The sequence below is a fragment of the Microbacterium sp. SD291 genome (assembly GCF_017355365.1).
Lineage (GTDB): Bacteria > Actinomycetota > Actinomycetes > Actinomycetales > Microbacteriaceae > Microbacterium.
In genome coordinates, this window is sequence record NZ_JADIJR010000009.1 from 59,051 (window position 1) to 82,748 (window position 23,698).

The window sequence follows — 23,698 nt, forward strand, 5'->3', positions numbered from 1 at the left end:
GCTACCCGATCACCGTCCTCGGCTGACGGCGCACGCCGTCGGAGATTCGCAGCAGCAGCGCCACGATGAGCCAGTTGGCGACGAGCGACGATCCGCCGGCCGCGAGGAACGGGGTCGTCAGGCCGGTGAGGGGGATGACGCGGGTCACGCCGCCGACCATGATGAACACCTGCAGCGCGATCGTGAACGACAGGCCCGTCGCCAGCAGCTTGCCGAAGTCGTCCTGTCCCGCGAGCCCGATGCGCATGCCGCGGCTGACGAACACCATGTACAGGCAGAGGATGGCGAACAGCCCGATCAGGCCGATCTCCTCGCCGAGGCTCGGGATGATGTAGTCGCTGTGCGCGAGGGGTGTGATGTCGGGCCGTCCCTGGCCCCAGCCGGTGCCGATGAGCCCGCCGTGGGCGAGACCGAAGATGCCCTCGACGAGCTGGTAGCTGCCGCCGTCGCGCTCGATGATCTCGGGGTTGAAGGCGTCGAGCCAGTTGGTGAAGCGCCCCTGCACGTAGCTGAGGATCTGCGTCGCCGCGAGCACGCCGGCGACGACCAGCGTGAGGCCGATCAGCACCCAGCTGGTCTTGCCGGTGGCGACGTAGAGCATCGCGACGAACATGCCGAAGATCAGGGTTCCGGTGCCGAGGTCGCGCTGGATCACGATGATGCCGAGCGAGATCGCCCACACCACGAGCACGGGTCCGAGCTCGCGCATGCGCGGCCAGGTGATGCCGGCGAACTTCGTGCCGACGGAGGTCAGACTCTCTCGGGTGCGCACGAGGTACCCGGCGAAGAATATCGCCAGGCAGATCTTCGCGAGCTCGCCCGGCTGGAACGCGAACATGCCGCCGAGCGACACCCACACCTGCGCGTTGGCGTCGGGGATGCGAAGGCCGGGCACGAACGGCAGGATCAGCAGCAGGATGCCGGACAGCCCGAAGATGTAGGTGTACCGGAACAGCACCCGGTAGTTGCGGAGCAGGATCACCAGCGTGATCGCGCCGGCCAGCGAGATCGCCGTCCAGGCCAGCTGCTTCGTGGAGTACGCGTCCCAGCCGGTCAGCGCCTCGGCGATGTCGATCCGGTAGATCATCGCGATCCCGAGACCGGTGAGCAGGGTCGCGATCGGCAGCACGAACGGGTCGGCGTCGGATGCCACGACCCGCAGCACGAAGTGCAGGGCGAACGCGAGCACGGCGAGTCCGCCGCCGATCGCGAGGATCATCGGGTCGATCAGGCCGAGCGCGCCGAGCTGCACCAGGGTGAGGGCGGCGCCGCTGATGACGGTGGCGAACAGGAGCAGCCAGAACTCGCGGTTGCGCTGCGTCTGCGGCATCCGCATCTTCCTGAGGGCCTTGATGACACTGGTGTCGGCCGTGACGTCGGTGCTCATCCGGCATCTCCCGTCGGGGTCGGGAGGGGCGTCGGCAGAGGGGTCGGCAGCGGGGTCGGCAACGGGGTCTGCTCGCCGGTGACCGCGTCGGCGCCGGCCTGCAGCCGCACCACGATCGCCTCGGCGTCGGCCAGGGACCGCGCCGTGATCGTGCGCTCCACGGAGTTGCGCTGGTACGGGGGCAGGTCGGCGAGCAGGATGTCGGTGTCACGCAGCGGCGTGGACAGGGTGATCGGGCCGATGTTCTGCTGCACGCCCTGGAAGATCACCGCGCTGTCCTCGTCGGCGCCGATGAAATAGCGGGTCTGGGTCCAGCTGTACGCCGCGAAGCCGGCGAACGCGAGGGTCGCGATCACGAGGAGCATCGCCGCGATCCAGCCGAGCCGGCGCCGCTTGGCACGGCGGCGGTCCTCCTCGATGAGCTCCTCGAGGTACTCGGGGGCGGGCTCGAAGTGGCTCGGCTCGTTCGCGGCCTGGCGCACGGGGTGCAGCCAGTTGCCGCGGGTCGTGCGCACCGGCGGCACCGTGATGTTCTCGGGGTTCGAGGCGGAGCCGACGATGGTCGCGGTGCCGGAGTGCAGCGCGTGCTGGCCGCCGACGTCCACCAGGACGATCGTGACGTTGTCGGGCGCGCCGCCGTCGAGCGCCTGCTTGAGCAGGTTGTCGGTCGTGCGGCCGGGGGCGAGGCCCAGCCGGAACGCCTTCAGGATGTGCGTCTCGTCGACGACGCCGGAGAGCCCGTCGGAGCACAGCAGCCAGCGGTCGCCCGGCTGGGTGTGCATCACGAACATGTCGAGCTCCGGATCGGAGTCCATGTCGCTGAGCACGCGCATCAGCACCGAGCGGCGCGGGTGGTACCTGGCCTCCTCCGGCGTGATGCGGCCGGAGTCGACGAGCCGCTGCACGAAGGTGTGGTCGGCGGTGATCTGGGTGAGCGCGTCGTCGCGGTAGAGATAGATGCGCGAGTCGCCGATGTGGCCGATGACCGCGTAGTCGTCGACCATGATGATGGCGCTGAGCGTGGTGCCGAGACCGGCGAGCTCCGGGCGCTCCCTGGCGGCGCGGATCAGGTCGCCGGCGGCGGTGGTGGCCGCGGCCTGCAGCGACGCCTGTGCGTCGTCCGTCGACGAGTAGGGCTGGTCGAGTGGCTCCATCCGGTGGATCGCGATGCTCGAGGCGACGTCGCCGCCCGCGTGGCCGCCCATGCCGTCGGCGACGACGAACAGGTTCGCGCCGGAGTAACCGGAGTCCTGGTTGTTGGAGCGGACCTTCCCGGTGTGGGAGATCGCGGCGCTCGAGCCCTCGAAGACCATGCCGGCGTCAGGCTCGCAGCTCGAAGGTCGTGGCGCCCACCTTGATCGGGCTGCCGAGCGAGAGCGCGACGGGGCCGCCGGTCACCCGCTGGCCTGCGACGAACGTGCCGTTGGTGGAGTCGAGATCCTGGATGGCCCAGCTGTCGCCGCGCAGCAGCAGGCGCGCGTGGTGGCTGGAGGTGTAGTCGTCGCGGATCACGAGCGTCGACTCGCTGGAGCGGCCGATCGTCAGGGACTCGCCGCCGAGCGGGAGCTCGAGTCCGGCCTTGGGTCCGGAGGTGATCACGAGCTTCTTGGCGGTCGCGATCGTGGCGGGGCCGGTGTGCGCTGGCTTCGCGGATGCCGGCTTCGCCGCGGGCGCTGCGGGAGCCGCGACGGGGGCGGCGGCCGCCTCGGCGGGGAGCTTGCGCACCTTCACGCCGAACAGGTCGGCGCGCAGCGAGTAGACGACGCCGAACACGAAGAACCACAGCAGCAGGAGGAATCCGACGCGCAGCAGGAGGAGGACGAGCTCGCTGGGGGTGCTCATGAGATGGCTCCGAACGCGCGGGTCGCATCGTCGTCGCGAGGCGGGGCCGGGCGGAAGGGTGCCGCGACCGGGATGATCTTGAACACGAGGTCGGTGCGGCCGATCGTGAGCGTGGTGTCGCTCGGGAGGGATGCCTCGCGGAGCTTCTGCCCGTTCACCTTGGTGCCGTTGGTCGAGCCGAGGTCGCGCATCATGGCGCGCTCGCCGTCCCACAGGACCTCGACGTGCTTGCGGCTGGACCCGGCATCCGCGATCGTGATGTCGGCATCCGATCCGCGCCCGATCACGGTGCGCGCGCGGGTGAGCGAGTGACGGCGCCCGTCGACGTCGATCACGGCCTGCCAGCTGACCCTGCCCTCGACAGTGCCCGAGTTCACGTGAACGGTGCCGGTGGCGACCTTCTCGTCCGGTTCGAGCGAGATCGAGAGGGGCCCGGCGAAGCTGTAGCCCTGCGCCTTGGCGTGGGTGTTCAGCAGCGCGTGCAGCTCGTCGGTGAGGGCGCCGCCGAGTCCGCGCATCCGCTCCGCGTCGTCGGTGCTGAGACGCACCACGTAGTTGTTGGGCGCGATGATGCGGTCGCGGCTCACCACAGCCGCCTTGGTATCGGTCTCCCGCCGCAGGGCGGAGGCGATCTCCACGGGCTGGATGCCGCTGCGGAAGGTCTTCGCGAAGGCGCTGTTCACAGCGCGCTCGAGACCCTTCTCAAAGCTGTCAAGTAGTCCCACTGGGCTCCTCTGGCATGCCGACCGGTGGGTACATCGTAGCCAGGTGTCCTGGGTGAACGCCCTCCTGCGGCGGTATTGCAGGGATCGGGGCTGATGCGGCGGCGGGCGAAACGCGTGATATCCTCGAAAAGTTGAGTTCTTCGGAGCGAGACGCTCGCGCGAGTGGCGGAATGGTAGACGCGCTGGCTTCAGGTGCCAGTGTTCGCAAGGACGTGGGGGTTCGAGTCCCCCCTCGCGCACAGTGACAAGAAGGCCCGGTCTGATGACCGGGCCTTCTTCGTGTGTGCGTCCATCCCCGTCGCTAGGGTGAGGAACGTGACCGACTCCGCCGCCACCCTCATCGCCGCCGTCATCGCGGCCGGCGTCGCCGGACTGGGACTCGTCTGGTCGATCGTCAGCTTCCTGATGATGAGGCACAGTCAGCGCGCCGCCGAGGCGCGCCAGGAGTGGGCGCGGAGGTACCAGCAGGCCCTCGCCCAGGCGCTCAGCGCGGACGCGCGGGAGGCCGCGGCCGGCCTCGTCCTCATCGGCACCCTCTCCCGAGCCGAATGGGCGACGGACGAGGATCGTGCCACGGCTGCGAGCGTGCTGGCCTCCCTGTCGCCGGCGCCGGGGAGCACGGCGTCCGAGGTGCGCAGCACCGTGATCGGCGGGATCGGCGACCGGGATGTCGCGAGCGAGCTGGAGCACGCGTCATCCGGGCCGAAGGGCAGGTTCGAGGTGTACCGCGACGGGGCCGGTGCGCATCGATGGCGTCTGACCGCGGCCGACGGCGAGGTGCTTGCGGAAAGCGGAGGCCATCCGACTGAGAACGCGGCGCTGCAGGCGCTGCAGCTCGTGCGCCGTGAGCTGGGCGGCGTCGAACCGTGAGCTTCTGCGCGGCGCTGCGCGGACCATCGGCGGGGCTGGCCTGACGCGATAGCGCCGCGGGCTACCCCGCCGGTCCGCTCCTGTCAACGCCCGTGCGCACCGGACGGGGCGGACGGATGCTGAAGGCTCACCGCCGTGACAGGAGCACTGACAGGAGCACCCATGTCGAATCCGGACGCATTCGTCAACAGCCAGGCCCCTCTGCCCGACCTGCCCGCCCAGGACTTCTCCGACGAGACGCTCCCGGCGGATGCCGAGCAGCCGGAGACGCAGGGTGAGGAGCCGCAGGAGGCCGAGCTCGGGGAGGACGGCCAGGGGGATCTCGGGCCGGAGGGCGAACCAGATCTCCCCGTCACCGATCCCCCGGAGGACCTCCGCGACACCGTCGAGTGACGCCGCTCACATCCGCTCGAACGCGTCCTGGACCGCCACGGCGGCGGCTCCCCGCGCCCAGGCGGTGAAGCCGCTGTCATCGACGTGCAGCCGCACCTCCGACGCCCGCGGGTCGCGCAGTGCGACGATCGCCGCCCGCACCGCATCCTCGGCGATCGCGAACAGGCCCATGCCCTCGCCGGCGAGCACGACGTCGGCATGCAGCGTGAGGTTCGCCGACAGGGCGATCAGCCGGCCGAGGGCGCGCGCGCTCGCGTCGACGATCGCCGAGGCGGCCGGGTCGCCCTCGACCGCCAGCGAGAGCACCTCGTCGTACCCCACCGGTCGCTGCAGGGCGGCCGTCGCCTGCGCCGCGATCGACCCGGATCCGAGCATCGCCTGCGCGCAGCCGCGATGGCCCTCGGGGCAGAGCGGCCCGTGCGGCTCGAGCGGGATGTGCGCGGCGAGGCTGACGCCCGAGTCGACGTTGCGGACGACTTCTCCACCGGACACGACCCCGTAGCCGACGCCGACGCCGATCGTGACCACGGTGAAGCCCTCGACGCCGCGGACGACACCGAACCAGCGCTCGGCCTCGGTGAGCGCGATCACGTCGTTCTCGATGCGCACTGGCAGCCCGGTCGCGGCAGTCACGAGCTCGCCGAGCGGCACACCCTCCCACTCCAGGTACGGACCCCAGACGACGCTGATGCCGTCGGTCACGCCACCGACGCTGATCCCGATGCCCGCCGGGCGGGCGCCGTCGCCGACCAGGCGGCCCATGGCATCGACGATCGTGCCGACGACGGTGCTGGGCTCATGCGATTCCAGCGGCAGCACGACCTCGCCGAGCAGCTGCGCCCGCACATCCGTGAGCACGACGTGCGCGTCGCTCGCCGTGAGCTTCACGCCGAGGAACGCGCCGACGCCCGGCGACACGTCGAGCGGACGCGACGGCCGGCCGACGCCGTCGACGACATCGTCCAGCTCGATGAGGATGCCGCGGTCGACGAACGGCTTCGTCAGCCTGGTCAGGCTCGCGGGTGACATGCCGAGGCGCACGGCGAGCGCGGAGCGAGAGATCGGACCGTGGATGAGGACGGTGCGGGCGACGGTGGCCTCGGTGCCGGTTTTCATGAGCCTCCCCATTTGTTTCATCCTGGCATATAAAGCACCGATGGCACGGCTCGAGGATGCCATTGACGCCCCTATTGATTCCGTGCTAAAACTTATTAATGCATTCCACCGATGTGAGCAGCGAAGCGTCCGTCACGGGTGAGGGGCGCTCACCCCGAGTCCTGCACCTCCGCCGCGGCGGCACCAGCGTCGTCCTCGAGATGACCTCCCCGCCCGTGATCGTGCACTGGGGCGAGGATCTCGGCGACGCCGATCCGCAGACCCTCGAGGGCCTTGCGCTCGCCGCGGCCCCGCAGCGCGTCTCCGGCGGCCTCGACGTCGCGCCCGTCCTCTCCGTGCTCCCCACGCCGGCGCACGGCTGGCTGGGCACGCCCGGCATCGAGGGGCACCGCAGCGGACAGGGCACCAGCGCCCGATGGACCCTCGCCGGCGTCGACGCGACCGATGACCGCGCCAGCATCTCCCTCGCCGACGAGGAGTCCCGCCTCGCCGCCACCGTCGAGCTGAAGCTCGGCGTCTCGGGCCTGCTCCATCAGCGCGTCACGCTCCGCAACAGCGGCTCGAGCGCCTACACGGTGCAGCGGCTCGCGGCATCCTTCCCGGTCCCGTGGGACGCGACCGAGATCCTCGACACCACCGGTCGCCACCTGCGCGAGCGCTCGCCGCAGCGCCACGACGCCACCTTCGGCACGTATCTCCGCGAGAGCCGCCGCGGCCGCCCCGGCGCCGACGCCACGCTCCTGCTCTGCGCCGGTCGCCCGGGCTTCGGTTTCGAGCGAGGCCGCGTGCACGGCATCCATGTCGCATGGAGCGGCGGCCACACGGTGCTGGCCGAACGGGTGACGACCGGGGAGGCCTTCCTCGCCGGCGGCGAGCTCTACGCCCCGGGCGAGATCATCCTCGAACCCGGTGCCGCCGTGACGACGCCGTGGGTCATCGGGTCGTGGGGCGAGGGGCTGAACGAGCTGTCCTGGCGGTTCCACGACGAGCTCCGCGCCCGCCCGCAGCATCCGCGTCGCCCGCGGCCGATCACCCTCAATACCTGGGAGGCCGTCTACTTCGATCACGATCTCGACCGGCTGACGGCGCTGGCGGATGCCGCGGCCGAGGTCGGCGTCGAGCGATTCGTCCTCGACGACGGCTGGTTCCACGGCCGTCGCGACGACACCGCAGGCCTCGGGGACTGGCACGTCGACACCACCGTATGGCCGCGCGGCCTGCATCCGCTGGTGGACCATGTCCGCGCGCTCGGCATGGAGTTCGGCCTCTGGGTGGAGCCGGAGATGGTGAACCCCGACAGCGACCTCTCCCGGGAGCATCCGGACTGGATCCTGCGCTCTCGCCTAGACCTGCCGCCGGTCGCCCGTCAGCAACAGGTGCTGGACCTGGCGAACCCCGAGGCGTACGCGCACATCGCCGCCCGCCTGCATGCGCTGCTCGACGAGTACCCGATCGCGTACCTGAAGTGGGACCACAACCGCGACCTCGTCGACGCCGGAACCGGACCGGGCGGCGGATCCCACGTGCACGCGCACACGCTCGCGCTGTACCGTCTGCTCGACGAGCTGAAAGCGCAGCATCCGGGCCTCGAGATCGAGAGCTGCGCCTCCGGCGGCGCCCGCGTCGACCTCGGCATCCTCGACCGCACCGACCGCATCTGGACCAGCGACTGCATCGACCCGCTCGAGCGCCTCGACATCCAGCGCTACACGGGACTCGTCGTGTCGCCCGAGCTCATGGGCGCGCACGTCACCAGCGCCGTGGTGCACTCCACGGGGCGCGCGACCGACCTCGACCTCAGCGCGGCGATCGCCGCGTTCGGGCACTTCGGCATCGAGCGCGACATCAGTCGCGAGACAGACGCCGACCGCGAGAGCATCCGCGCCTGGGTCGCCTTCGCCAAGCGCATCCGCCCGGTCGTCGCCACAGGCCGCGTGGTGCACGTGGACGGCGCGGATGCCGGCATCGATGTCCGCGGCATCGTCGCGGCCGACGGTGCGCAGGCCTTCTTCACGATCACGCAGGCCACGACCTCGATCGCCTATCCCGCCGGCCGGGTGCGGATCCCCGCACTCGACCCGGTCAGGCGCTACCGCGTGCGCGTCGTGGCGCCGGCAGGCGAGAGGGAGGACGCCGGGCAGTCGGCGCTCCGCTGGGCGCAGCACGGCGTCGTCCTCACCGGGCGGCAGCTCGCCGTGACCGGCATCCGCCCGCCGGTGCAGCACCCGGGCAGGGTCACCGTCGTGGAGCTGACCGAAGAGAACTGACCGACCGGACGCCGGTCGTCGAGCGCAAGGAGGCGCAAGATATGAGATCCATCCATCCGCTCCGGGGAGCCGTCGCGGCGATCGTCGTCGCCGTGCTCGCCGGGACGCTGGGAGGCTGTTCGGCGGGGAGCGATCCCGGTGTCACGACGCTGAACTTCTTCCAGTTCAAAGGCGAGGCCCGCGAGGACTTCGAGGTCATCATCGAGCGGTTCGAGGCCGAGAACCCCGACATCGATGTCGTGCAGAATCAGGTGGCGGACGCCGACACCATCATCCGCACGCTGCTCGTGAAGGACAAGGCGCCCGACGTCATCACCCTGAACGGCAACGGCAACTTCGGCCGCCTCGCACAGGCCGGGGTGTTCTACGACTTCAGCGACGAGCCGGTGCTCGACACCATCAATCCGGCCGTGCAGGAGATCCTCGCCGACCTCGGCAACAAGGACGGCGAGGTGAACAGCCTCGGCTATGTGAACAACGCCAACGGCATCATCTACAACGCCGACATCTTCGCCGAGCAGGGCATCGAGGTTCCCGAGACCTGGGACGAGCTCATCGCGGCCTGCGAGACGCTGAAGGCCGCCGGCATCCAGCCGATCTACGCGACCCTCGCCGATTCGTGGACCTCTGTTCCCTCGTTCAACGGTCTCGGCGCCTATGCGGTCCAGGACGGGTTCTTCGACGAGATGCGCGCCGAGGGGGAGGATGTCGGCCCCGACTCCCCCGCCTCGTTCGGGCAGGACTTCGCCGAGCCGCTCGCCCGTGAGCTGCAGTTGTACTCCTATGCGCAGGAGGGCTTCCGCGGGGCGACCTACGACGACGGCAACGCCGCCTTCGCGCGCGGCGAGGCCGCCATGCTGCTGCAGGGCATCTGGGCCGTCAACGGCATCAAGCAGGTCGACCCCGGCATGAACGCCGCGATCTTCCCGTACCCGACGGATGCCGAACAGGACAGGGTGATCGTCTCAGGCGTCGACGTCACCGTCACGATGGGCCGCAACACCCCGCACCGCGAGGAGGCGCTGCGTTTCATCGAGTTCATGTTCCGTCCCGACGTGATCGAGGAGTTCGCGTCCTCGCAGAACATGATCCCCGCGGTCGAGGGTGCCGAGCTCAGCGACGACCTCGCCCTGCAGTCGGTCAAGCCGTTCTTCGACGAGGGCCGGATCACCGGCTTCCTCGATCACCAGATCCCCCCGGGCATCCCGCTCGCGGAGTTCGTGCAGGAGGCGATCTTCACCGGCGACGCGGATTCTACGCTCGCCACGCTCGACAACGAGTGGCGCAAGATCGCCGCCCGCACCATCCCCGTGAAGGAGGACTGACATGAGCACCCTCACCGAAGCGGTGCGGTCATCGGCATCCGGCGGCACCCGCCGCGCCCGTGCCGACCGCATCCGAACCACCACGCCGCGTGCACTCTCGGCGTACTACTGGATGATCTGGCCGGCCGTCATCGCGTTCGCCGCGTTCCACACCGTGCCCATGCTCGTCGGCGTGATCTTCAGCTTCACGAACTACGCGGGCTACGGTGACTGGAACTTCGTCGGCATCTCGAACTACCTCAACCTGTTCAAGGACGACCGGGTCTGGGGCGCCTACGGCTTCTCGTTCCTGTTCGCGATCGCCGCCACGATCCTCACGAACGCGATCTCCCTCGCGATCGCGATGGGGCTGAACGCGAAGATCAAGGCGCGGAACTTCTTCCGCGGCGTCTACTTCGTGCCGTACGTGCTCGCGATGCTCGTCATCGGGTACGTGTTCCAGTACCTGTTCACGAACTCGCTGCCGAAGCTGCTGCCAGGCATCCCGCTGATCGCCGACAACATCCTGTCCAACCCGGACTGGGCGTGGCTGGCGATCGTGACACTCGCGGTCTGGCAGGGGTGCGCCTTCACGATCATCATCTACCTGTCGGGACTGCAGACGATCCCGTCGGAGCTGTACGAGGCGGCATCGCTGGACGGCGCGTCGAGCTGGCGGCAGTTCTGGGCGATCACCTTCCCCCTGATCAGCGCCTTCTTCACGATCAACGTCGTGCTGAGCCTGAAGGGGTACCTGCAGGTGTTCGATCCGATCGTCGCCCTCACTAACGGCGGGCCCGGCACGGCCACCGAGTCGGTGACGATGCTGATCTTCAAGGGCGGCTACGCCGGCGGCGAGTTCGCCTACCAGACGGCCAACGCGGTGATCTTCTTCATCGTGATCACGATCGTCTCCCTCCTGCAGTTCCGAGTACTCCAGCGCCGAGAGGCGGATGTCTGATGTCTGTCGCAGCCCCCACCACGTCCACCACGTCCATCGTCACGGCGGGACGACGCCGCCGCGGCAGCGCCGACCGTGACGACGACACCCGCCGCACCAGCTGGTGGGCGACCGCCGTGATCGCGGTGTGCGCGCTCACGGTGCTGATCCCGCTGTATCTCGCGGTCGTCGTCGCGCTCAAGACACCCGACCAGCTCGTCAGCGGCACCGGCTTCGAATGGCCGAACCCGGTCCGCTGGGAGAACTTCGCCGAGGCCTGGGAGCGCACACTGTTCCCCCAGGCGCTGATGAACACGGCGCTGATCACCGTCGGCTCGGTGGTCTTCACGATGTTCACGAGTTCGATCGCCGCCTACGCGCTGGCGAGGAACATGCACCGGCCGTTCTTCAAGGGCGTCTTCTACTACCTGCTCGCGGCCCTGTTCATCCCGTTCCCGATCATCATGCTGCCGCTGGTGAAGCAGACGGCCATGTTCGGCCTGGACAATCAGGTCGGCGTGATCATCCTGTACACGATCTACGGGCTGTCGCTGAACGTGTTCATCTACTCGGCCTACATCCGCTCGATCCCGATCGAGCTCGAGGAGGCCGCGCGGATGGACGGCGCGTCGACGTGGCGCGTGTTCTGGCAGGTGATCTTCCCGCTGCTCACGCCGATGAACGCCACGGTCGGCATCCTCACCTGCGTGTGGGCGTGGAACGACTTCATCCTGCCGCTCGTGGTGCTCACCGACCCCGGCGCCCGCACGCTGCCGCTCGCGCAGTACGTGCTGCAAGGGCAGTACAACACCGACTACACGGTCGCCTTCGCCTCCTACCTGATGGCGATGGCGCCTCTTCTCATCGTGTACATCTTCTCGCAGCGCTGGGTGATCTCCGGGGTCACCAGAGGATCGATCAAATGACCGCGCCGCGCGCCACCGCCGATTGTCAAGCACCTCGCACGACGTGACTGCCGACCCGCACCATGGTGCGGGAAATGAGGCGACATGGCGACCAACATCCGCGCGATGGAATGCACGCCGGACGACGTGTTCCGGGTGCTCGCGAACGGCTGGCTGTACCCGGGCTGGGTCGTCGGAGCCTCCCGCATGCGCAACGTGGGAGGAACGTGGCCGCACCCCGGCGCGGCACTGCACCACTCCGTCGGCGTGTGGCCGGCTCTCCTCGACGACACGACGCGGGTGGAGGTGTGGGACCCGCCGCATCGCGCGGTCCTTCGAGCACGGGGATGGCCACTCGGCGAGGCGGAGGTGTCGTTCCGCGTCCGCCCGCACGGCCAAGGGTGCCTCGTCCGCATCGATGAGGAGCCGGTGAAGGGGCCGGCCGCACTCCTGCCGCGACTGATCACCACGCCGATCCTGCGCTGGCGCAATTCCGAGACCCTGCACCGGCTCGCCTATCTCGCCGAGGGGCGCGCCGGATCGGAGTGACGCCGGGTCGGCCAGCTACTCCCCCGAGTTCTTCTTGAACTGGCGCTCCCAGTCGCGCAGCTCGCTGCGGCCGATCAGGGACCCGCATTGCCGAGGGCGTCGCACGTGCGTGAGGATCCTCACCAGTCGTGCACGGTGCCGTCGAGGAGGCGGTTCACCGGCAGATAGGCCTTGGTGTACTCATGGCCTGCCGCGGCATCCTCGTCGAGTTCGACACCGAGACCGGGCCGGTCGCCGGGGTGCAGGAAGCCCTGGTCGAGCGTGAACGACGTCTGGAACACCTCGAGCGTCTGCTCGTTGTGGGGCATGTACTCCTGGATGCCGAAGTTGTGGATCGCCAGGTCGAGGTGCAGGGCCGCGGCCATGCCGACCGGCGAGATGTCGGTGGGACCGTGGATGCCGGACTTGATGCCGTAGATCGCGGCGAAGTCGAGAAGCTTCTTCGTGGCCGTGATGCCGCCGGTGTGGGTGACCGCGGAGCGCACGTAGTCGATCAGGCGCTCGGTGATCAGCGTCTGGTAGTCGAACACCGAGTTGAAGACCTCGCCGATCGCGAGCGGCGTCGTCGAGTGCTGGCGCACCAGGCGCAGCGCAGTCTGATCTTCACCCGGGGTGCAGTCCTCGAGCCAGAAGAGATCGTAGGGCTCGATGTCCTTCGCGAAGCGTGCGGCCTCGATCGGCGACATCCGGTGGTGTCCGTCGTGCAGGAGGCGCAGGTCCGTGCCGAAGTCCTCGCGGATCTGCGAGAAGATCCCGGGCATGTGACTGAGGTAGTTGCGGGTGTCCCAGGTCTCTTCGCTCGGCCGGTCGCCTGAGCGCTTGGCGGGCTCGTAGTCGTAGCGCACGCCGGGCCCTGCCGCGGAGACGCCGTAGATCTGGCCGAGGCCCGGAACGCCGGTCTGCACGCGGACGGCGGTGAAGCCCAGCTCCTGGTATCCGGTGATCGCGTTCTTGAGGGCGGCGTAGTCGGTGCCGGAGGCGTGCGCGTAGACGCGGACGCCTTCGCGGCTGGCGCCGCCGAGCAGCTGGTACAGCGGCATCCCGGCCTTCTTGGCCTTGATGTCCCACAGCGCCATGTCGACCGCGGCGATCGCCGCCATCGTGACCGGGCCGCGGCGCCAGTAGGGGCCCCGGTAGAGGAACTGCCAGGTGTCCTCGATGCGGTCCTCGTCGCGGCCGATGAGCATCGAGGCGACATGGTCGGAGAGGTAAGAGGCGACGGCGAGCTCACGACCGTTGAGGGTCGCGTCACCCAGGCCGACGATGCCGTCGGAGGTCGTGATCTTGAGCGTGACGAAGTTGCGCCCTGGGCTGGTGATGATGACGTCGGCGATCTCGATGGTCATGTCGTTCTCCTGAAGTGCGGGTCGAGGTGCGGGGTGCGGACGCGCGGCGCGTCCGCACCCCGGGTCGTGATGAGCGGCGAGGTCAGATCGCGTCGCGCGGATCCGTGAGGTCGCGACCGGCGACCTCCGGCATCCAGATCGAGGCGACGAGCGCGCACAGCGTGAAGACGAAGAGCATGATGATGATCGGGATGAACGAGCCGGTGACGGCCGACACCCACGCGGCGGCGATGACGGGGCCCGCACCGGTCGCGACGATGGCGGCGATCTCTCTGGCCATGGCCGTGAACGTGTAACGGTTGCGCGATCCGAAGAGCTCGGGCAGCGTGAGGTTCTCGAGCGAGGCGAAGCTCATCACCGCGAGGTTGTGCAGCACGACATAGCCGACGAAGACCTGCATGGTGTCCTTGCTGCTGATCATGAGCATCGTCGGGACGATGACGATGAGCGCGATGACCGCCCAGACCATGTACATGCGCTTGCGGCCGAAGCGGTCGCCGAGCCAGCCGGACAGCGGCACCGTGATGAAGGCGACGAGCGACGAGACGATCACGGCATTGACACCGATCGAGCGATCCAGCAGCAGCACGACGGTGATGTAGCTGATCAGGTACGTCTGAATCATGCCGGAGTTGCCGGCCTGGCCGAAGCGCAGCAGGAGCGCGATCGAGAACGCCTTCCAGGGCTTGCGCCGCATCGCCTCGAGCGTGCGGACGTCGCCGGTCTCGGTCGCGAGCTGGATCGCGTCCTCGCGGGAGAGTGCCTTGCCGTCGACGACGTCGTCGCGCTCCTCGAAGACCGGGGTCTCCTTGAGGTTGAAGCGCACCCAGATCGCGAAGAGCATGATGACCGCGCTGGCGATGAACGGGATGCGCCACGCCCAGGCGATGACCTCGTCTTCGCTGTACGCGACGAGCAGGATGGCCCAGATGCCCGAGGCGAGCAGCGTGCCGCAGTTCGTTCCGAGGGCGACGAGCGAGGCGATGATGCCTCGGCGCTTCGCCGGTGCGTATTCGGCGAGCATGACGCCAGCCCCTGAGATCTCGGCGCCGGCTCCGAAGCCCTGCGCGATGCGGAGCAGCACGAGGAGGATCGGAGCGAGGACGCCCACCTGCGAGTACGTCGGCAGGAAGCCGATGAGGGTGGTCGCGAGACCCATCAGGAGGATCGTGTAGAACAGGACCTTCGTGCGTCCGGTCTTGTCACCGAGGCGGGCGAAGAAGAACGCACCCACCGGGCGGGCGACATAGCCGACGCCGTAGGTGGCCATCGCGGCGACCACGGCCACGGCGGGATTCTCGGAGGAGAAGAACAGGTCGGCGAAGACGAGTGCGGCTGCCAGCGAGTAGAGCTGGTAGTCCATGAACTCCAGGGCGGTGCCGAGCCATCCCGAGATGGCGGCGCGAACGAGGTCGCGTATCGACCTCTTCTCGGCGGGGTCGGCGATCGTGGCGATCGTCTGCGGTTCTGACACGGGAGGTACTCCTTCGGACCGGGAACAGGTGGGGTGCGCTGGGCGCGCGGAGGGGTGTCGCTAGAGGGACAGCAGGACCTTCGCCGAGGCGGACGAGTCGCGAGCGAGCTCGAAGGCCTGGACGGCGTCGGATGCCGGGAGGACGTGGGAGATGACGGAGTCGAGGGCGTCTGACTCGGCCAGCAGGGCGACCGCGTCGTCGATCTCGGTTGAGAAGCGGAACGCGCCGCGGATCGTCAGCTCCTTGGCGAGCATCGGGGCGAGGTTCACTCCGATGTCGGCGTTCGGCAGCATCCCGACCTGCACGACGGTGCCGGCTCGGCGAGTCGCACGCACTGCCTGCGTGAGCGCGACCCCGACGCCGGAGCATTCGAAGACGACGTCGTACGACTCGTTCTCGATCGTGTCGCGGCCGACGAGCGAGACCGCGGTCGCCCCGAGCGCCCGAGCGCGGTCGAGGGGCTCTTCGCGCACATCGCTCGCGCCGACGACCGATGCTCCGGCCTTGACCGCTGCGGCCGTGACGAGCAGGCCGATGGGGCCTGCGCCGATCACGAGCACCCGCTTGCCGACGAGGTCGCCGGCGAGGTTCACCGCGTGGATCGCGACGGCCAGCGGCTCGGCGAGGGCGGCACGCTTGAGCGGCAGGGATGCCGGGAGCACGCGGACCATGTGGTCCTCGACGATGAGCAGCCCGGATGCTCCGCCCTGACGGTGCGGGTGCGCCGCGGCGCTGCCGAGGTAGTCGCCACCGGGGCGCAGGTGCGGGCGGTCTTCGAGACCGGGGACCTCGGGTCCGTAGCGTGCGGGGTGCACGGTGACGTGCGTGCCCGGGGCCAGGCGTCCGGACGGGTCGAGGTCGACGACGCCCGAGACCTCGTGACCGGGGGTCAGGGGCTCACGGATCGTGTACTCGCCGTTCGCTCCGTGGAAGTAGTAGTGGAGGTCGGATCCGCAGATTCCCACGTAGTGCACGCGGAGGCGCACCTCGCCGTCGCCGGGGGCCGGAACCTCGCGGTCCTCCCAGCGGATGTCTTCCTTGCCGTGGATGGCGAGAGCCTTCATGGCTGCAACTCCTCTGCGCTGGTGAGTGATGATGTGGTGGTCTGCGACGCCGAGACGGCATCTGCGATGGCGGCACGGGCGCCTGCGCGCCGGATGGTGTCGATCAGTTCGCCCACGCGGGCGATGAACGCATCCTGTGATCCGAGTCCGTCGCCGAAGAGCTGCAGCTCGCCGATCACGCGCTCTGCCAGCTCGCGGCCGTTGCGGGCGCTCGCCGCATAGCCTGTGAGACGCTCGCGGGCGCCGTCCGTCATCGCAGCGGCGTGCACCCCGGGGTCGAAGCCGGGCAGCGGGGCGATGCACGACAGGTACCCGGCCACGGTCAGCGCGATCAGGTGCGGCATCTCGCCGCGGCGCAGCGCGAGGAGCGCCGGTTCCGGGATGCGCTGACGGAGCTTCACCGATCCGTCGGTGCCGACCTGGCTGGTGCGGTGCCCGAGGGCGCTGTTTCCCCAGCGCTCGAACAGCTCGCTCTCGTAGGCGCGGATGTCGACTCCCGAGGGCACCACGATGGAGGGCTCGTACTCAGTGCGCAGCACTGCACGGGCGGCGCTCTCGATGGCGTCGATTCCCACGGCCTCGGGAATCGTGCCGGCACCGCTCAGCGCGCCGAGGTACGCGATGAGTGAGTGCGTGCCGTTCAGCAGCCTCACCTTCATCTGCTCGTAGCGGCCGACCTCGTTCGTGAACACAGCGCCGCCGGCCTCCCAGGCAGGGCGCCCGCCGGCGAAGCGGTCTTCGATCGCCCACATGGTGAAGGGCTCAGCCGGCACGGGGATGTCGTCCCTGGCGCCGAGCAGGGAGCTGACGCGGGCGCGCAGCTCCGGGGTCGTCGCGGGCACGATGCGGTCGACCATGCTCGATGGGAAGGACACCGCGCGGTCGAGGAACGCGAGTGCGTCTGCACCCTCGGATCCGGGCAGCTCGAGAAGGAACTCGCGGACGAGCTTCTCGGTGTGCGCTCCGTTCGCGGCGAGATTGTCGCAGCTGAGGATCGAGATCGGGGCGCCGCCGCGGTCGGCCCTTTCCTGGAGTCCGCGAGCGAGCTGACCGATCGCGGAGCGCGGGGCGCCGCCGCGGAGGTCGGCGCGCACAGTGCTGTCGTCGAGATCGAGGTGCTGCGTGGCCGGGGAGTAGCTGTACCCGTTCTCGGTGACGGTGAGGCTCACGACGCGAATGCCCGGGTCGGCGATCTGGGCGACGACGCGCTCCGGCTGCTCGCCGCCGACGAAGGCATCGGTGTGCACGCCGGGAATCGTCAGGGACGTGGTCCCGGGAGCGATGGTCGCGACCGAGTAGAGGAAGTCCTGGGCGTGCATGGCGTCGACGATCGAGCGGGACCGCGAGGCGACGCCCACGATCCCCCAGTCGCCGCCTGCAGCCCGCAGCGCCGCCGCCGTGTAGACCGCCTGATGCGCACGGTGGAAGCTGCCGAGCCCCAGGTGCAGGATGCCGGATCCGGGGGGACTGACCAGCGGAGCCGCAGTCGCGGATGTCGTGCGGCGCAGAACCGGTGCTTCGAGGATCACGCGGTGACTCCTTGCTCGGGCCGCGCACCCCAGGGTGATCGGCGTTGATCGTCGTGCAACCAGTGTGAATGAGTTGTACAAACTTGTCAAGAGGTTTGCATCGTGTTGGAGGACCATAGGATTGCAGCGAAGGCGGGGAGGTGAAGGTGGCAGCGACGCTGACGGATGTGGCGAGGCGCGCCGGCGTGTCCATCGCGACCGCTTCCCGAGCGTTCGGCGAGCCGGACCGTCTCGCGCCGAACACCCTCGGCCGGGTGCTCGAAGCGGCTGGAGAGCTCGGATACAGTGCGCCGCAGGTCGCCACGGCCACCCGAACCTTCGGCGTCGTCGTGCCGGACGTCGCCAATCCGGTCTACGCGACCCTCCTCAAGGCGATCCAGGGCCAGGCGTGGCATGGGCGCCATCGCATCGTGCTGTTCGATGCGGACGAAGACCTTCGCCGGGAGCGCGAGCAGATCGAGCAGGCGCGCAAGCTCGACGGGATGCTGCTGTGCTCCCCGCGGCTGCCGGACGCAGACGTCCTCGATCTCGTCGGAGAGACCCCGTACGTGGTGGTGAATCGTCAGATCGACGGCGCGCTCTGCGTTCTGATGGACGCAGAGCACGGCCCCGCCCAGGCGATCGAGCATCTCGCGGCGCTCGGGCACACGCACATCGCCTATGCCGCAGGGCCCCGGGGGTCGTGGGCTGACGCACATCGCGCCGACACGGTCGCCCGAGCCTGCGAGCGACACGGCATGCGTCTCAGCCGTCTCAGCCATCATGCGGCCTCCATTCAGGGAGGCCGTGCCGCCGCCGCGACGGCGGCGGCGAGCGGCGCGACCGCTGTCGTGGCCTACAACGACCTCGTCGCGCTCGGTCTCGAGGCGGGAATGCTCGAGCTCGGGCGCCGCTGTCCTGCCGACATCAGCATCGTCGGGATCGACGACATCGATCTCGCAGGAGCAGTCTCGCCCGCGCTCACCACAGTGCGGATGCCGATCGAGCGCAGCGGCGCTCTCGCGGTCGATCTGCTCGTGAAGGCGTTGTCCGGCGAGGTCATCGGGGAGGTCCCGATCCTCGGCTCGGAACTCATCGTTCGCGCCTCCACCGCGCCCCCGCGGGCGTGAACGCCTACTCCCCCGAGTTCTTCTTGAACTGGCGCTCCCAGTCGCGCAGCTCGCTGCGGCCGATCAGGGAGTCGAGCGACACCTGGAACAGCAGCCCCTTGCGGGCGTTGACCTGCTTGATGTTGTCGACGATCTGCGTGGTGAGGCCGGCGAGAGCCTCGCGGACCTCGCCGATGCGCTCATCCGGGGCATCCCACAGGTCGGGGCGTGTGAGCAGGTCGAGCAGATAGTCGCGGTCGAGCGCGGCGACGAGACGGGCGAGCTTGTCCGAATACTCGGCCTCGGCGAGCGTGCTCTGATCCTCCCCTGCCTTCGCGTCGAGGCGGATGAACAGCTGCTCGACGTGCGAGGCGAGGGCGTCGATGCCCGCCGCAGTCTCGGTCGCGACCGCGTTGCCGGGCAGGCTCGCGTAGTCGTTGCGCAGCTCGCGCAGGCGGTTCACCCGCAAGCGGATGCCGGCCGGCACCGGGTCGGCCGACGCCGCCGGCTTGCGACGGCGGCGCGCGATCAGGCCGATCGCGGTGCCCGCGGCGGCGACGAGCACGACGCCGCCGATCACCAGGGGAAGCAGCAGGTCGGCGCCGCCGCCGGAACCGACACCAGAGCCCGAAGGTGTCGCGTCCGTGAGCTCCTGCACCGTCTCGACGAGCGCCGACTGCGTGTCCGCCGCCGACGCCTCGTTCTCGTTCGCGATGCGGAGGGCGTCGTCGCCGATCTCGACCGAGTCCGCCATCAGGTCGTCGCCGATCGCGAGGATCACGGTCTGCTGATCGGCGACCGCGGTGAGCTGATCGAGAATATATGTGCTGTACGGCATGTTGAGCCCTGCGTCCGCCGGCAGCACCACCACGGCCACGGATCCGTCGGTCGGCACCGAGCCGGTGAGCGCATCCATCAGGCCCGTCGCGTCGCCGACGTCGGGCGACACGTACACGTCCCCGGCCTGTATGCCGGCGATGGCATCATCGAGCCAGGGGTTGGTCGCGGCGGCGTCTGTCATGCGCATCTCAGAAGTTGTTGATCACGGAGGCGAAGACGAGATCGATGCGCTCGGCATTCGACGCGTCGAAGAGCTGCCCGCCCGTGGCATCCGCGATCCGCTGCAGCGCCGTCGGGTCTGCGCCCTCGCCGTACGCGATCGTGAAGATGCGCACGGGCGCCTCGTCACCACCCTCCTTCGAGCTCTTGCCGATCTTCGCGATCAGCGAGTCGAGTGAGATGGACGAGTCGGTGTCCTCGCCGTCGGAGAGCACGACGATCGCGTTGATGCGGCCGGGCTCCGCCCGCTCGCGCATGGCCTCGTACGCCAGGAGGACCGAGTCGTAGAGCGGGGTGCCGTTGCGCTGCGCGTAGCGGAGGTCGTCGAGCGAGGAGTCCAGCTTCTCGCCGTCGGACGCGAGGGCCGTGACGTCGCGCAGCACCTGGATGTTCTCGCCCTCGTCGGAGGAGACGCCCGTGGTGAACGCCCACACGCCGATCTCGTCGGTCGGGCGGAAGTGGTCGAGGGTCGTCTGGGCCCCTTCGATGGCCCCGTCGAGTCGCGAGCGACCGTCGCCGATCGGCTCGTCCATCGACCCGGAGATGTCGATCAGCTCGAGCACCGACGAGGGCTTTCGCACCTGGGTCCACTGGTCGATCGCGGTGGAGATCACGTCGACCTCGGGCTTCGGCAGCGTCACCGCGGGCTGCGCGGGGTCGACGCCGAACTTCGCGGAGAAGAGGTCACCCAGCGGCACCGACTCGTCGAGCGGGCGGAAGCCGTACTCGGGCAGGATCTTCTGCGCCGCGTTCGACTGCAGGAACTCGGCGAAGGCCTCGCCGGCGGTGCGCTGCTCGGCGGTGACCCAGTCGGCGCCGAGCACGGTGACCGGGTTGTCCGACCACATCGAGCCCGCGGAGGGATACACCGCGACGAGCTTGGTCTTCGGCGGCGTGAGGGTCTCGCCCGGCTGCACGGTGTGCGAGTCGGGGTTTCCCTGGTTGTAGTTCAGCAGCGAGGTCTCCTCGAGGGCGACGGCCGAGACGTACGCCGAGCCGTTCGCACCGTTCTGCGTCTCGTCGTAGAGGGTCGAGAGCACATTGCCGGTGGTGTCGCCGTAGTGGATGACGCACTCCTCGAACACGCGCGAGAAGGCGGCGGCGGCATCCACGTCGCCCGACGTGAGCCCCTCGGCCTTCCCTGACGCCTCGTAGGACTGCATCAGGATCGTCGACAGACCGGTCGTCGAGGTGTTCGGGTTGGTCTTCGAGATCTTGAAGGCGCCCCAGATGTCCTTGCCTACGCTGCCCCAGCCCGCCGGGTCTTGGCAGAGGCGCGAGAGATCGGTGATGCTGATCGGCTTCTCGGGCCAGCCGAGGGCCTCGGCCATCGGCTCGGGCATGCCGAACACCACGGGCGTGCGGGTGAACGACTTCGGCTCTCCCACCAGGCTCTGGTCGGCCGCCGCGGCGACGCGATCGGTCCAGACGGTGGATGCCGGCGACCACAGGGTCGGCCACAGCGTGCGATCGTCGCTCGGCCAGTCCTCGCCCGAGGTCAGGAAGCGGGTCGCGTTCCCGGATGACACGTTCGTGGGGCGCACCGTCGCGCAGGTCTCGAGCCCCTCATGCTCCGGGGAGTCCTTGAATGCCGACGCGAGCTCGTCGAGCATGTTCACCTTCTCCGACGACGTCGCGATGGCGATGTGCGTGCAGCCGTCGTCGGGAAAACCCTGGCCCTGCTCCCCCGTCGAAGGGTCGTCGCCGCCGGTGCAGGCCGCGAGGGCCAGGGCGACGACGGCCGCCATGGCGATGGCTGCCGGGATGCGGCGGGCGATGGACCGTCGTGCGTTACGAGGCGCGCTCATGGGCCTAAGGCTACCCAGGTATCGCGCTCCCGATCACGCATCCGCGATGCTTCTCCGCTCGGGGGCTTGACCCTGCACCATGGTGCAGGGCTGAGGATGGCGGGATGACCGACCAGATCACGCTTCGACGCCCGGCATCCACCGACTATGAGCGACCGCGCTGGGGCCGCGCGGGAGCCCTCTACGACCTGGTCGTGACGATCGGATTCGCGACCCCGTTCACCGCGGCACTGCTGCTGGATGCCACCCGCTGGTTGCACGACGCGCTCGACCTCCCGGGTGCTCGTCTGCCCGAACTCGGCCCGACCGCCCTCATGTTCGTCAGCATGTTCGGCACGGCCGTGACGATGTGGGCCGTCGCCCGCCTGATGCGACCGGAACCTCGATTCATCGCGATCGACACCGCCGGCAGGGCCGCATTCGCGCTCTGGATGACGTGGGCGCTGTTGAATGGCCAGAGCACGACCGTCGTCGTGTTCCTGATCGGGGAGGTACTGTGGCTGGCACTCCAGCTCACCGGGCTGCTGCGGCTGCGCCGGAGCGCGTGACGATCGGACGGCTCGCGCTCGCCGCAGGCGTCGCCGTCAGCACCGTGCGGTTCTATGAGAGGCAGGGGCTCGTCGAACCGGACGAGCGCTCCCGCGCGGGGTATCGCTCCTACACACCGGAGGCGGTGCAGCGGGTGCGGTTCATCCGCCGGGCGCAGCGACTCGGCTTCACGCTGCGTGAGGTCGGTGACGTCCTGCGGCTCTCCGACCGCCCTGAGCTCATCACGCTCGAGGACGTGGGCGCTCAGGTGGCGGAGAAGATCAGCGAGCTCGACCAGAAGATCGTCGACCTTCAGCGGGTGCGGGAGGCGCTGCGGCTGCTCGTCGCGACCGGGCCGGCGCACCCGCGCTGCCCGGTGATCGAGGCCATCACCTGACGAGTCGCCTCACTGCGCCCGCATGAAATCCTCGGCGGCGCGGACCTGCTCGGCCGAGGGGCGGATGCCGGTGTACAGCACGAACTGCTCGAGCGCCTGCAGCGTCGCGACCTCAGCGCCGGTGATGACGGTCTTGCCCGCAGCGCGCCCGGCACGGATCAGCGGGGTCTCGGTGGGCAGGGCGACGACGTCGAAGACGACGGATGCCGCGGCGATCTGCTCCTCGGTGAAGGAAAGCGCGTGCTCGTCGGCACCGCCCGCCATGCCGATCGGGGTGACGTTCACGACGATGTCGGCGGTCTCGCCGGCGGCATCCGCTGTCCACCCGAAGCCGTACAGGGCGGCGAGGGCCTGCCCGTTCTGCTCATTGCGGGCGATGACGGTGACGTCGGTGAATCCGGCGTCGCGGAACGCCGCCGCCGTGGCCTTGGCCATCCCGCCCGACCCGCGCAGCAGCACAGACGACGCGGCATCGAGCCCGCCGCGCTCGATGAGCTGGGCGATCGCGGAGTAGTCGGTGTTGTAGGCGGTGAGCACGCCGTCGTCGTTCACGATCGTGTTCACCGAGTCGATCGCGGTCGCCGACGGGTCCATCCTGTCGACGAGCGCGATGACGTCCTCCTTGTAGGGCATCGAGATCGCGCATCCGCGGATGCCGAGTCCGCGGACTCCCGCGATCGCCTGGGCGAGGTCGGCCGGCGCGAAGGCCTTGTAGATCCAGTTGAGCCCGAGAGCCTCGTACAGGAAGTTGTGGAAGCGCGTGCCGTTGTTGCTCGGTCTGGCCGAGAGCGAGATGCACAGCGTCATGTCCTTGTTCAGCATTGTCACCCCGTCAGGCTACGACCTGTCCGTGGATTTCGGCCTCTGACCGGGCGAGATGGCCGTCTCGGAAAATTGTCCCCCATATGGGGGACAAAAGCATTGCGGAGGGGGTATGCTGTACGTGACGCACCCTCCGGTCGTCTTCGGCCCTCATCGCTCCCCCCGCGGTGAGGGCCACACCATTTTCCGGGCGGCTTCACCACGCGCGGTGCGTCCGACGGTCACAGCTCGTGCAACATTTCTGTTACGGGCTGGAGACACCTATTCCGCTCAGCCCCTGCTCC

At 69.2% G+C, this 23,698-nt stretch carries 22 protein-coding genes and 1 tRNA gene; 11 read left to right on the forward strand and 12 right to left on the reverse strand.

The genetic code is table 11. The features are described from left to right. Position 1: 1 nt before the first annotated feature. From IPV10_RS07140 to IPV10_RS07155, 4 genes are read right to left on the reverse strand one after another with little or no spacing between them, the layout of a single operon-like run. Entirely contained in the window at positions 2-1,387 is a 1,386-nt protein-coding gene (locus tag IPV10_RS07140; protein WP_207482095.1) for an FtsW/RodA/SpoVE family cell cycle protein, read from the reverse strand. Continuing rightward, complete coding sequence (locus IPV10_RS07145; RefSeq protein ID WP_207482102.1) at positions 1,384-2,700, reverse strand: PP2C family serine/threonine-protein phosphatase; 1,317 nt, start codon at positions 2,698-2,700, stop codon at positions 1,384-1,386. Before IPV10_RS07145 ends, IPV10_RS07140 begins: the two co-directional genes overlap by 4 nt. 7 nt (positions 2,701-2,707) lie before the next feature. Beyond that, positions 2,708-3,229: an FHA domain-containing protein gene (locus tag IPV10_RS07150; RefSeq protein WP_207482109.1), complete on the reverse strand. Its 522-nt coding sequence runs from the start codon at positions 3,227-3,229 to the stop codon at positions 2,708-2,710. Further along, positions 3,226-3,954 carry a DUF3662 and FHA domain-containing protein gene (locus tag IPV10_RS07155; RefSeq protein WP_207482111.1) on the reverse strand — a complete coding sequence of 243 codons (729 nt, stop codon included), beginning with the start codon at positions 3,952-3,954 and terminating at the stop codon, positions 3,226-3,228. Before IPV10_RS07155 ends, IPV10_RS07150 begins: the two co-directional genes overlap by 4 nt. A 156-nt stretch (positions 3,955-4,110) precedes the next feature. Between IPV10_RS07155 and IPV10_RS07160 the strand changes: the two genes are divergently transcribed. The 3 genes from IPV10_RS07160 to IPV10_RS07170 all read left to right on the forward strand — a co-directional run bounded on the left by IPV10_RS07160 (position 4,111) and on the right by IPV10_RS07170 (position 5,217). Further along, positions 4,111-4,193, forward strand: a tRNA-Leu gene (locus IPV10_RS07160). Positions 4,194-4,269: 76 nt separating this feature from the next. Further along, complete coding sequence (locus tag IPV10_RS07165; protein WP_207482113.1) at positions 4,270-4,824, forward strand: DUF1508 domain-containing protein; 555 nt, start codon at positions 4,270-4,272, stop codon at positions 4,822-4,824. A gap of 162 nt (positions 4,825-4,986) precedes the next feature. Next, positions 4,987-5,217 (forward strand): hypothetical protein, encoded by a 231-nt coding sequence (locus tag IPV10_RS07170; protein WP_207482115.1) that lies wholly within the window; start codon positions 4,987-4,989, stop codon positions 5,215-5,217. Between the two features lie 6 nt (positions 5,218-5,223). Here IPV10_RS07170 and IPV10_RS07175 read toward each other — a convergent pair whose 3' ends face one another. Then, entirely contained in the window at positions 5,224-6,333 is a 1,110-nt protein-coding gene (locus tag IPV10_RS07175) for an ROK family transcriptional regulator (RefSeq protein ID WP_207482116.1), read from the reverse strand. A gap of 98 nt (positions 6,334-6,431) precedes the next feature. Between IPV10_RS07175 and IPV10_RS07180 the strand changes: the two genes are divergently transcribed. The 5 genes from IPV10_RS07180 (at position 6,432) to IPV10_RS07200 (ending at position 12,298) form a co-directional block, all read left to right on the forward strand. Continuing rightward, complete coding sequence (locus IPV10_RS07180) at positions 6,432-8,600, forward strand: alpha-galactosidase (RefSeq protein ID WP_207482129.1); 2,169 nt, start codon at positions 6,432-6,434, stop codon at positions 8,598-8,600. A 41-nt stretch (positions 8,601-8,641) separates the two neighbouring features. After that, entirely contained in the window at positions 8,642-9,925 is a 1,284-nt protein-coding gene (locus tag IPV10_RS07185; protein WP_207482138.1) for an ABC transporter substrate-binding protein, read from the forward strand. A 1-nt stretch (position 9,926) separates the two neighbouring features. Next, positions 9,927-10,865 carry a carbohydrate ABC transporter permease gene (locus tag IPV10_RS07190; protein ID WP_207482140.1) on the forward strand — a complete coding sequence of 313 codons (939 nt, stop codon included), beginning with the start codon at positions 9,927-9,929 and terminating at the stop codon, positions 10,863-10,865. Beyond that, positions 10,865-11,770: a carbohydrate ABC transporter permease gene (locus IPV10_RS07195; RefSeq protein WP_207482142.1), complete on the forward strand. Its 906-nt coding sequence runs from the start codon at positions 10,865-10,867 to the stop codon at positions 11,768-11,770. The genes IPV10_RS07190 and IPV10_RS07195 overlap by 1 nt, the downstream gene beginning before the upstream one ends. Positions 11,771-11,854: 84 nt before the next feature. Beyond that, complete coding sequence (locus IPV10_RS07200) at positions 11,855-12,298, forward strand: SRPBCC family protein (protein ID WP_207482148.1); 444 nt, start codon at positions 11,855-11,857, stop codon at positions 12,296-12,298. 119 nt (positions 12,299-12,417) lie between these two features. On the opposite strand, the gene manD is transcribed toward IPV10_RS07200, so the two are convergent. The 4 genes from manD to IPV10_RS07220 form a co-directional block, all read right to left on the reverse strand. Then, positions 12,418-13,644 (reverse strand): D-mannonate dehydratase ManD, encoded by a 1,227-nt coding sequence (manD, locus tag IPV10_RS07205; RefSeq protein WP_207482150.1) that lies wholly within the window; start codon positions 13,642-13,644, stop codon positions 12,418-12,420. An 82-nt stretch (positions 13,645-13,726) separates the two neighbouring features. Continuing rightward, a complete protein-coding gene (locus IPV10_RS07210; RefSeq protein ID WP_307861080.1) occupies positions 13,727-15,118 on the reverse strand; it encodes an MFS transporter in 1,392 nt (463 codons plus the stop codon). Positions 15,119-15,178: 60 nt separating this feature from the next. Beyond that, entirely contained in the window at positions 15,179-16,183 is a 1,005-nt protein-coding gene (locus IPV10_RS07215; RefSeq protein ID WP_207482152.1) for an L-idonate 5-dehydrogenase, read from the reverse strand. Beyond that, positions 16,180-17,712, reverse strand: a complete 1,533-nt coding sequence (locus tag IPV10_RS07220; protein ID WP_207482154.1) for a mannitol dehydrogenase family protein — start codon at positions 17,710-17,712, stop codon at positions 16,180-16,182. Before IPV10_RS07220 ends, IPV10_RS07215 begins: the two co-directional genes overlap by 4 nt. Before the next feature lie 140 nt (positions 17,713-17,852). Between IPV10_RS07220 and IPV10_RS07225 the strand changes: the two genes are divergently transcribed. Continuing rightward, positions 17,853-18,821, forward strand: a complete 969-nt coding sequence (locus IPV10_RS07225; protein ID WP_307861081.1) for a LacI family DNA-binding transcriptional regulator — start codon at positions 17,853-17,855, stop codon at positions 18,819-18,821. Positions 18,822-18,825: 4 nt separating this feature from the next. Here IPV10_RS07225 and IPV10_RS07230 read toward each other — a convergent pair whose 3' ends face one another. Both IPV10_RS07230 and IPV10_RS07235 read right to left on the reverse strand, forming a co-directional pair. Next, positions 18,826-19,821 carry a hypothetical protein gene (locus IPV10_RS07230; protein WP_207482162.1) on the reverse strand — a complete coding sequence of 332 codons (996 nt, stop codon included), beginning with the start codon at positions 19,819-19,821 and terminating at the stop codon, positions 18,826-18,828. A 7-nt stretch (positions 19,822-19,828) separates the two neighbouring features. After that, complete coding sequence (locus IPV10_RS07235) at positions 19,829-21,667, reverse strand: substrate-binding and VWA domain-containing protein (RefSeq protein WP_207482164.1); 1,839 nt, start codon at positions 21,665-21,667, stop codon at positions 19,829-19,831. A gap of 104 nt (positions 21,668-21,771) precedes the next feature. Between IPV10_RS07235 and IPV10_RS07240 the strand changes: the two genes are divergently transcribed. After that, positions 21,772-22,215 carry a hypothetical protein gene (locus IPV10_RS07240; protein WP_207482166.1) on the forward strand — a complete coding sequence of 148 codons (444 nt, stop codon included), beginning with the start codon at positions 21,772-21,774 and terminating at the stop codon, positions 22,213-22,215. Next, a complete protein-coding gene (locus tag IPV10_RS17150; RefSeq protein ID WP_207482168.1) occupies positions 22,212-22,592 on the forward strand; it encodes a heavy metal-responsive transcriptional regulator in 381 nt (126 codons plus the stop codon). Before IPV10_RS07240 ends, IPV10_RS17150 begins: the two co-directional genes overlap by 4 nt. Before the next feature lie 9 nt (positions 22,593-22,601). Here IPV10_RS17150 and IPV10_RS07250 read toward each other — a convergent pair whose 3' ends face one another. Beyond that, complete coding sequence (locus IPV10_RS07250) at positions 22,602-23,420, reverse strand: shikimate 5-dehydrogenase (RefSeq protein WP_207482178.1); 819 nt, start codon at positions 23,418-23,420, stop codon at positions 22,602-22,604. Between the last annotated feature and the right edge of the window lie 278 nt (positions 23,421-23,698).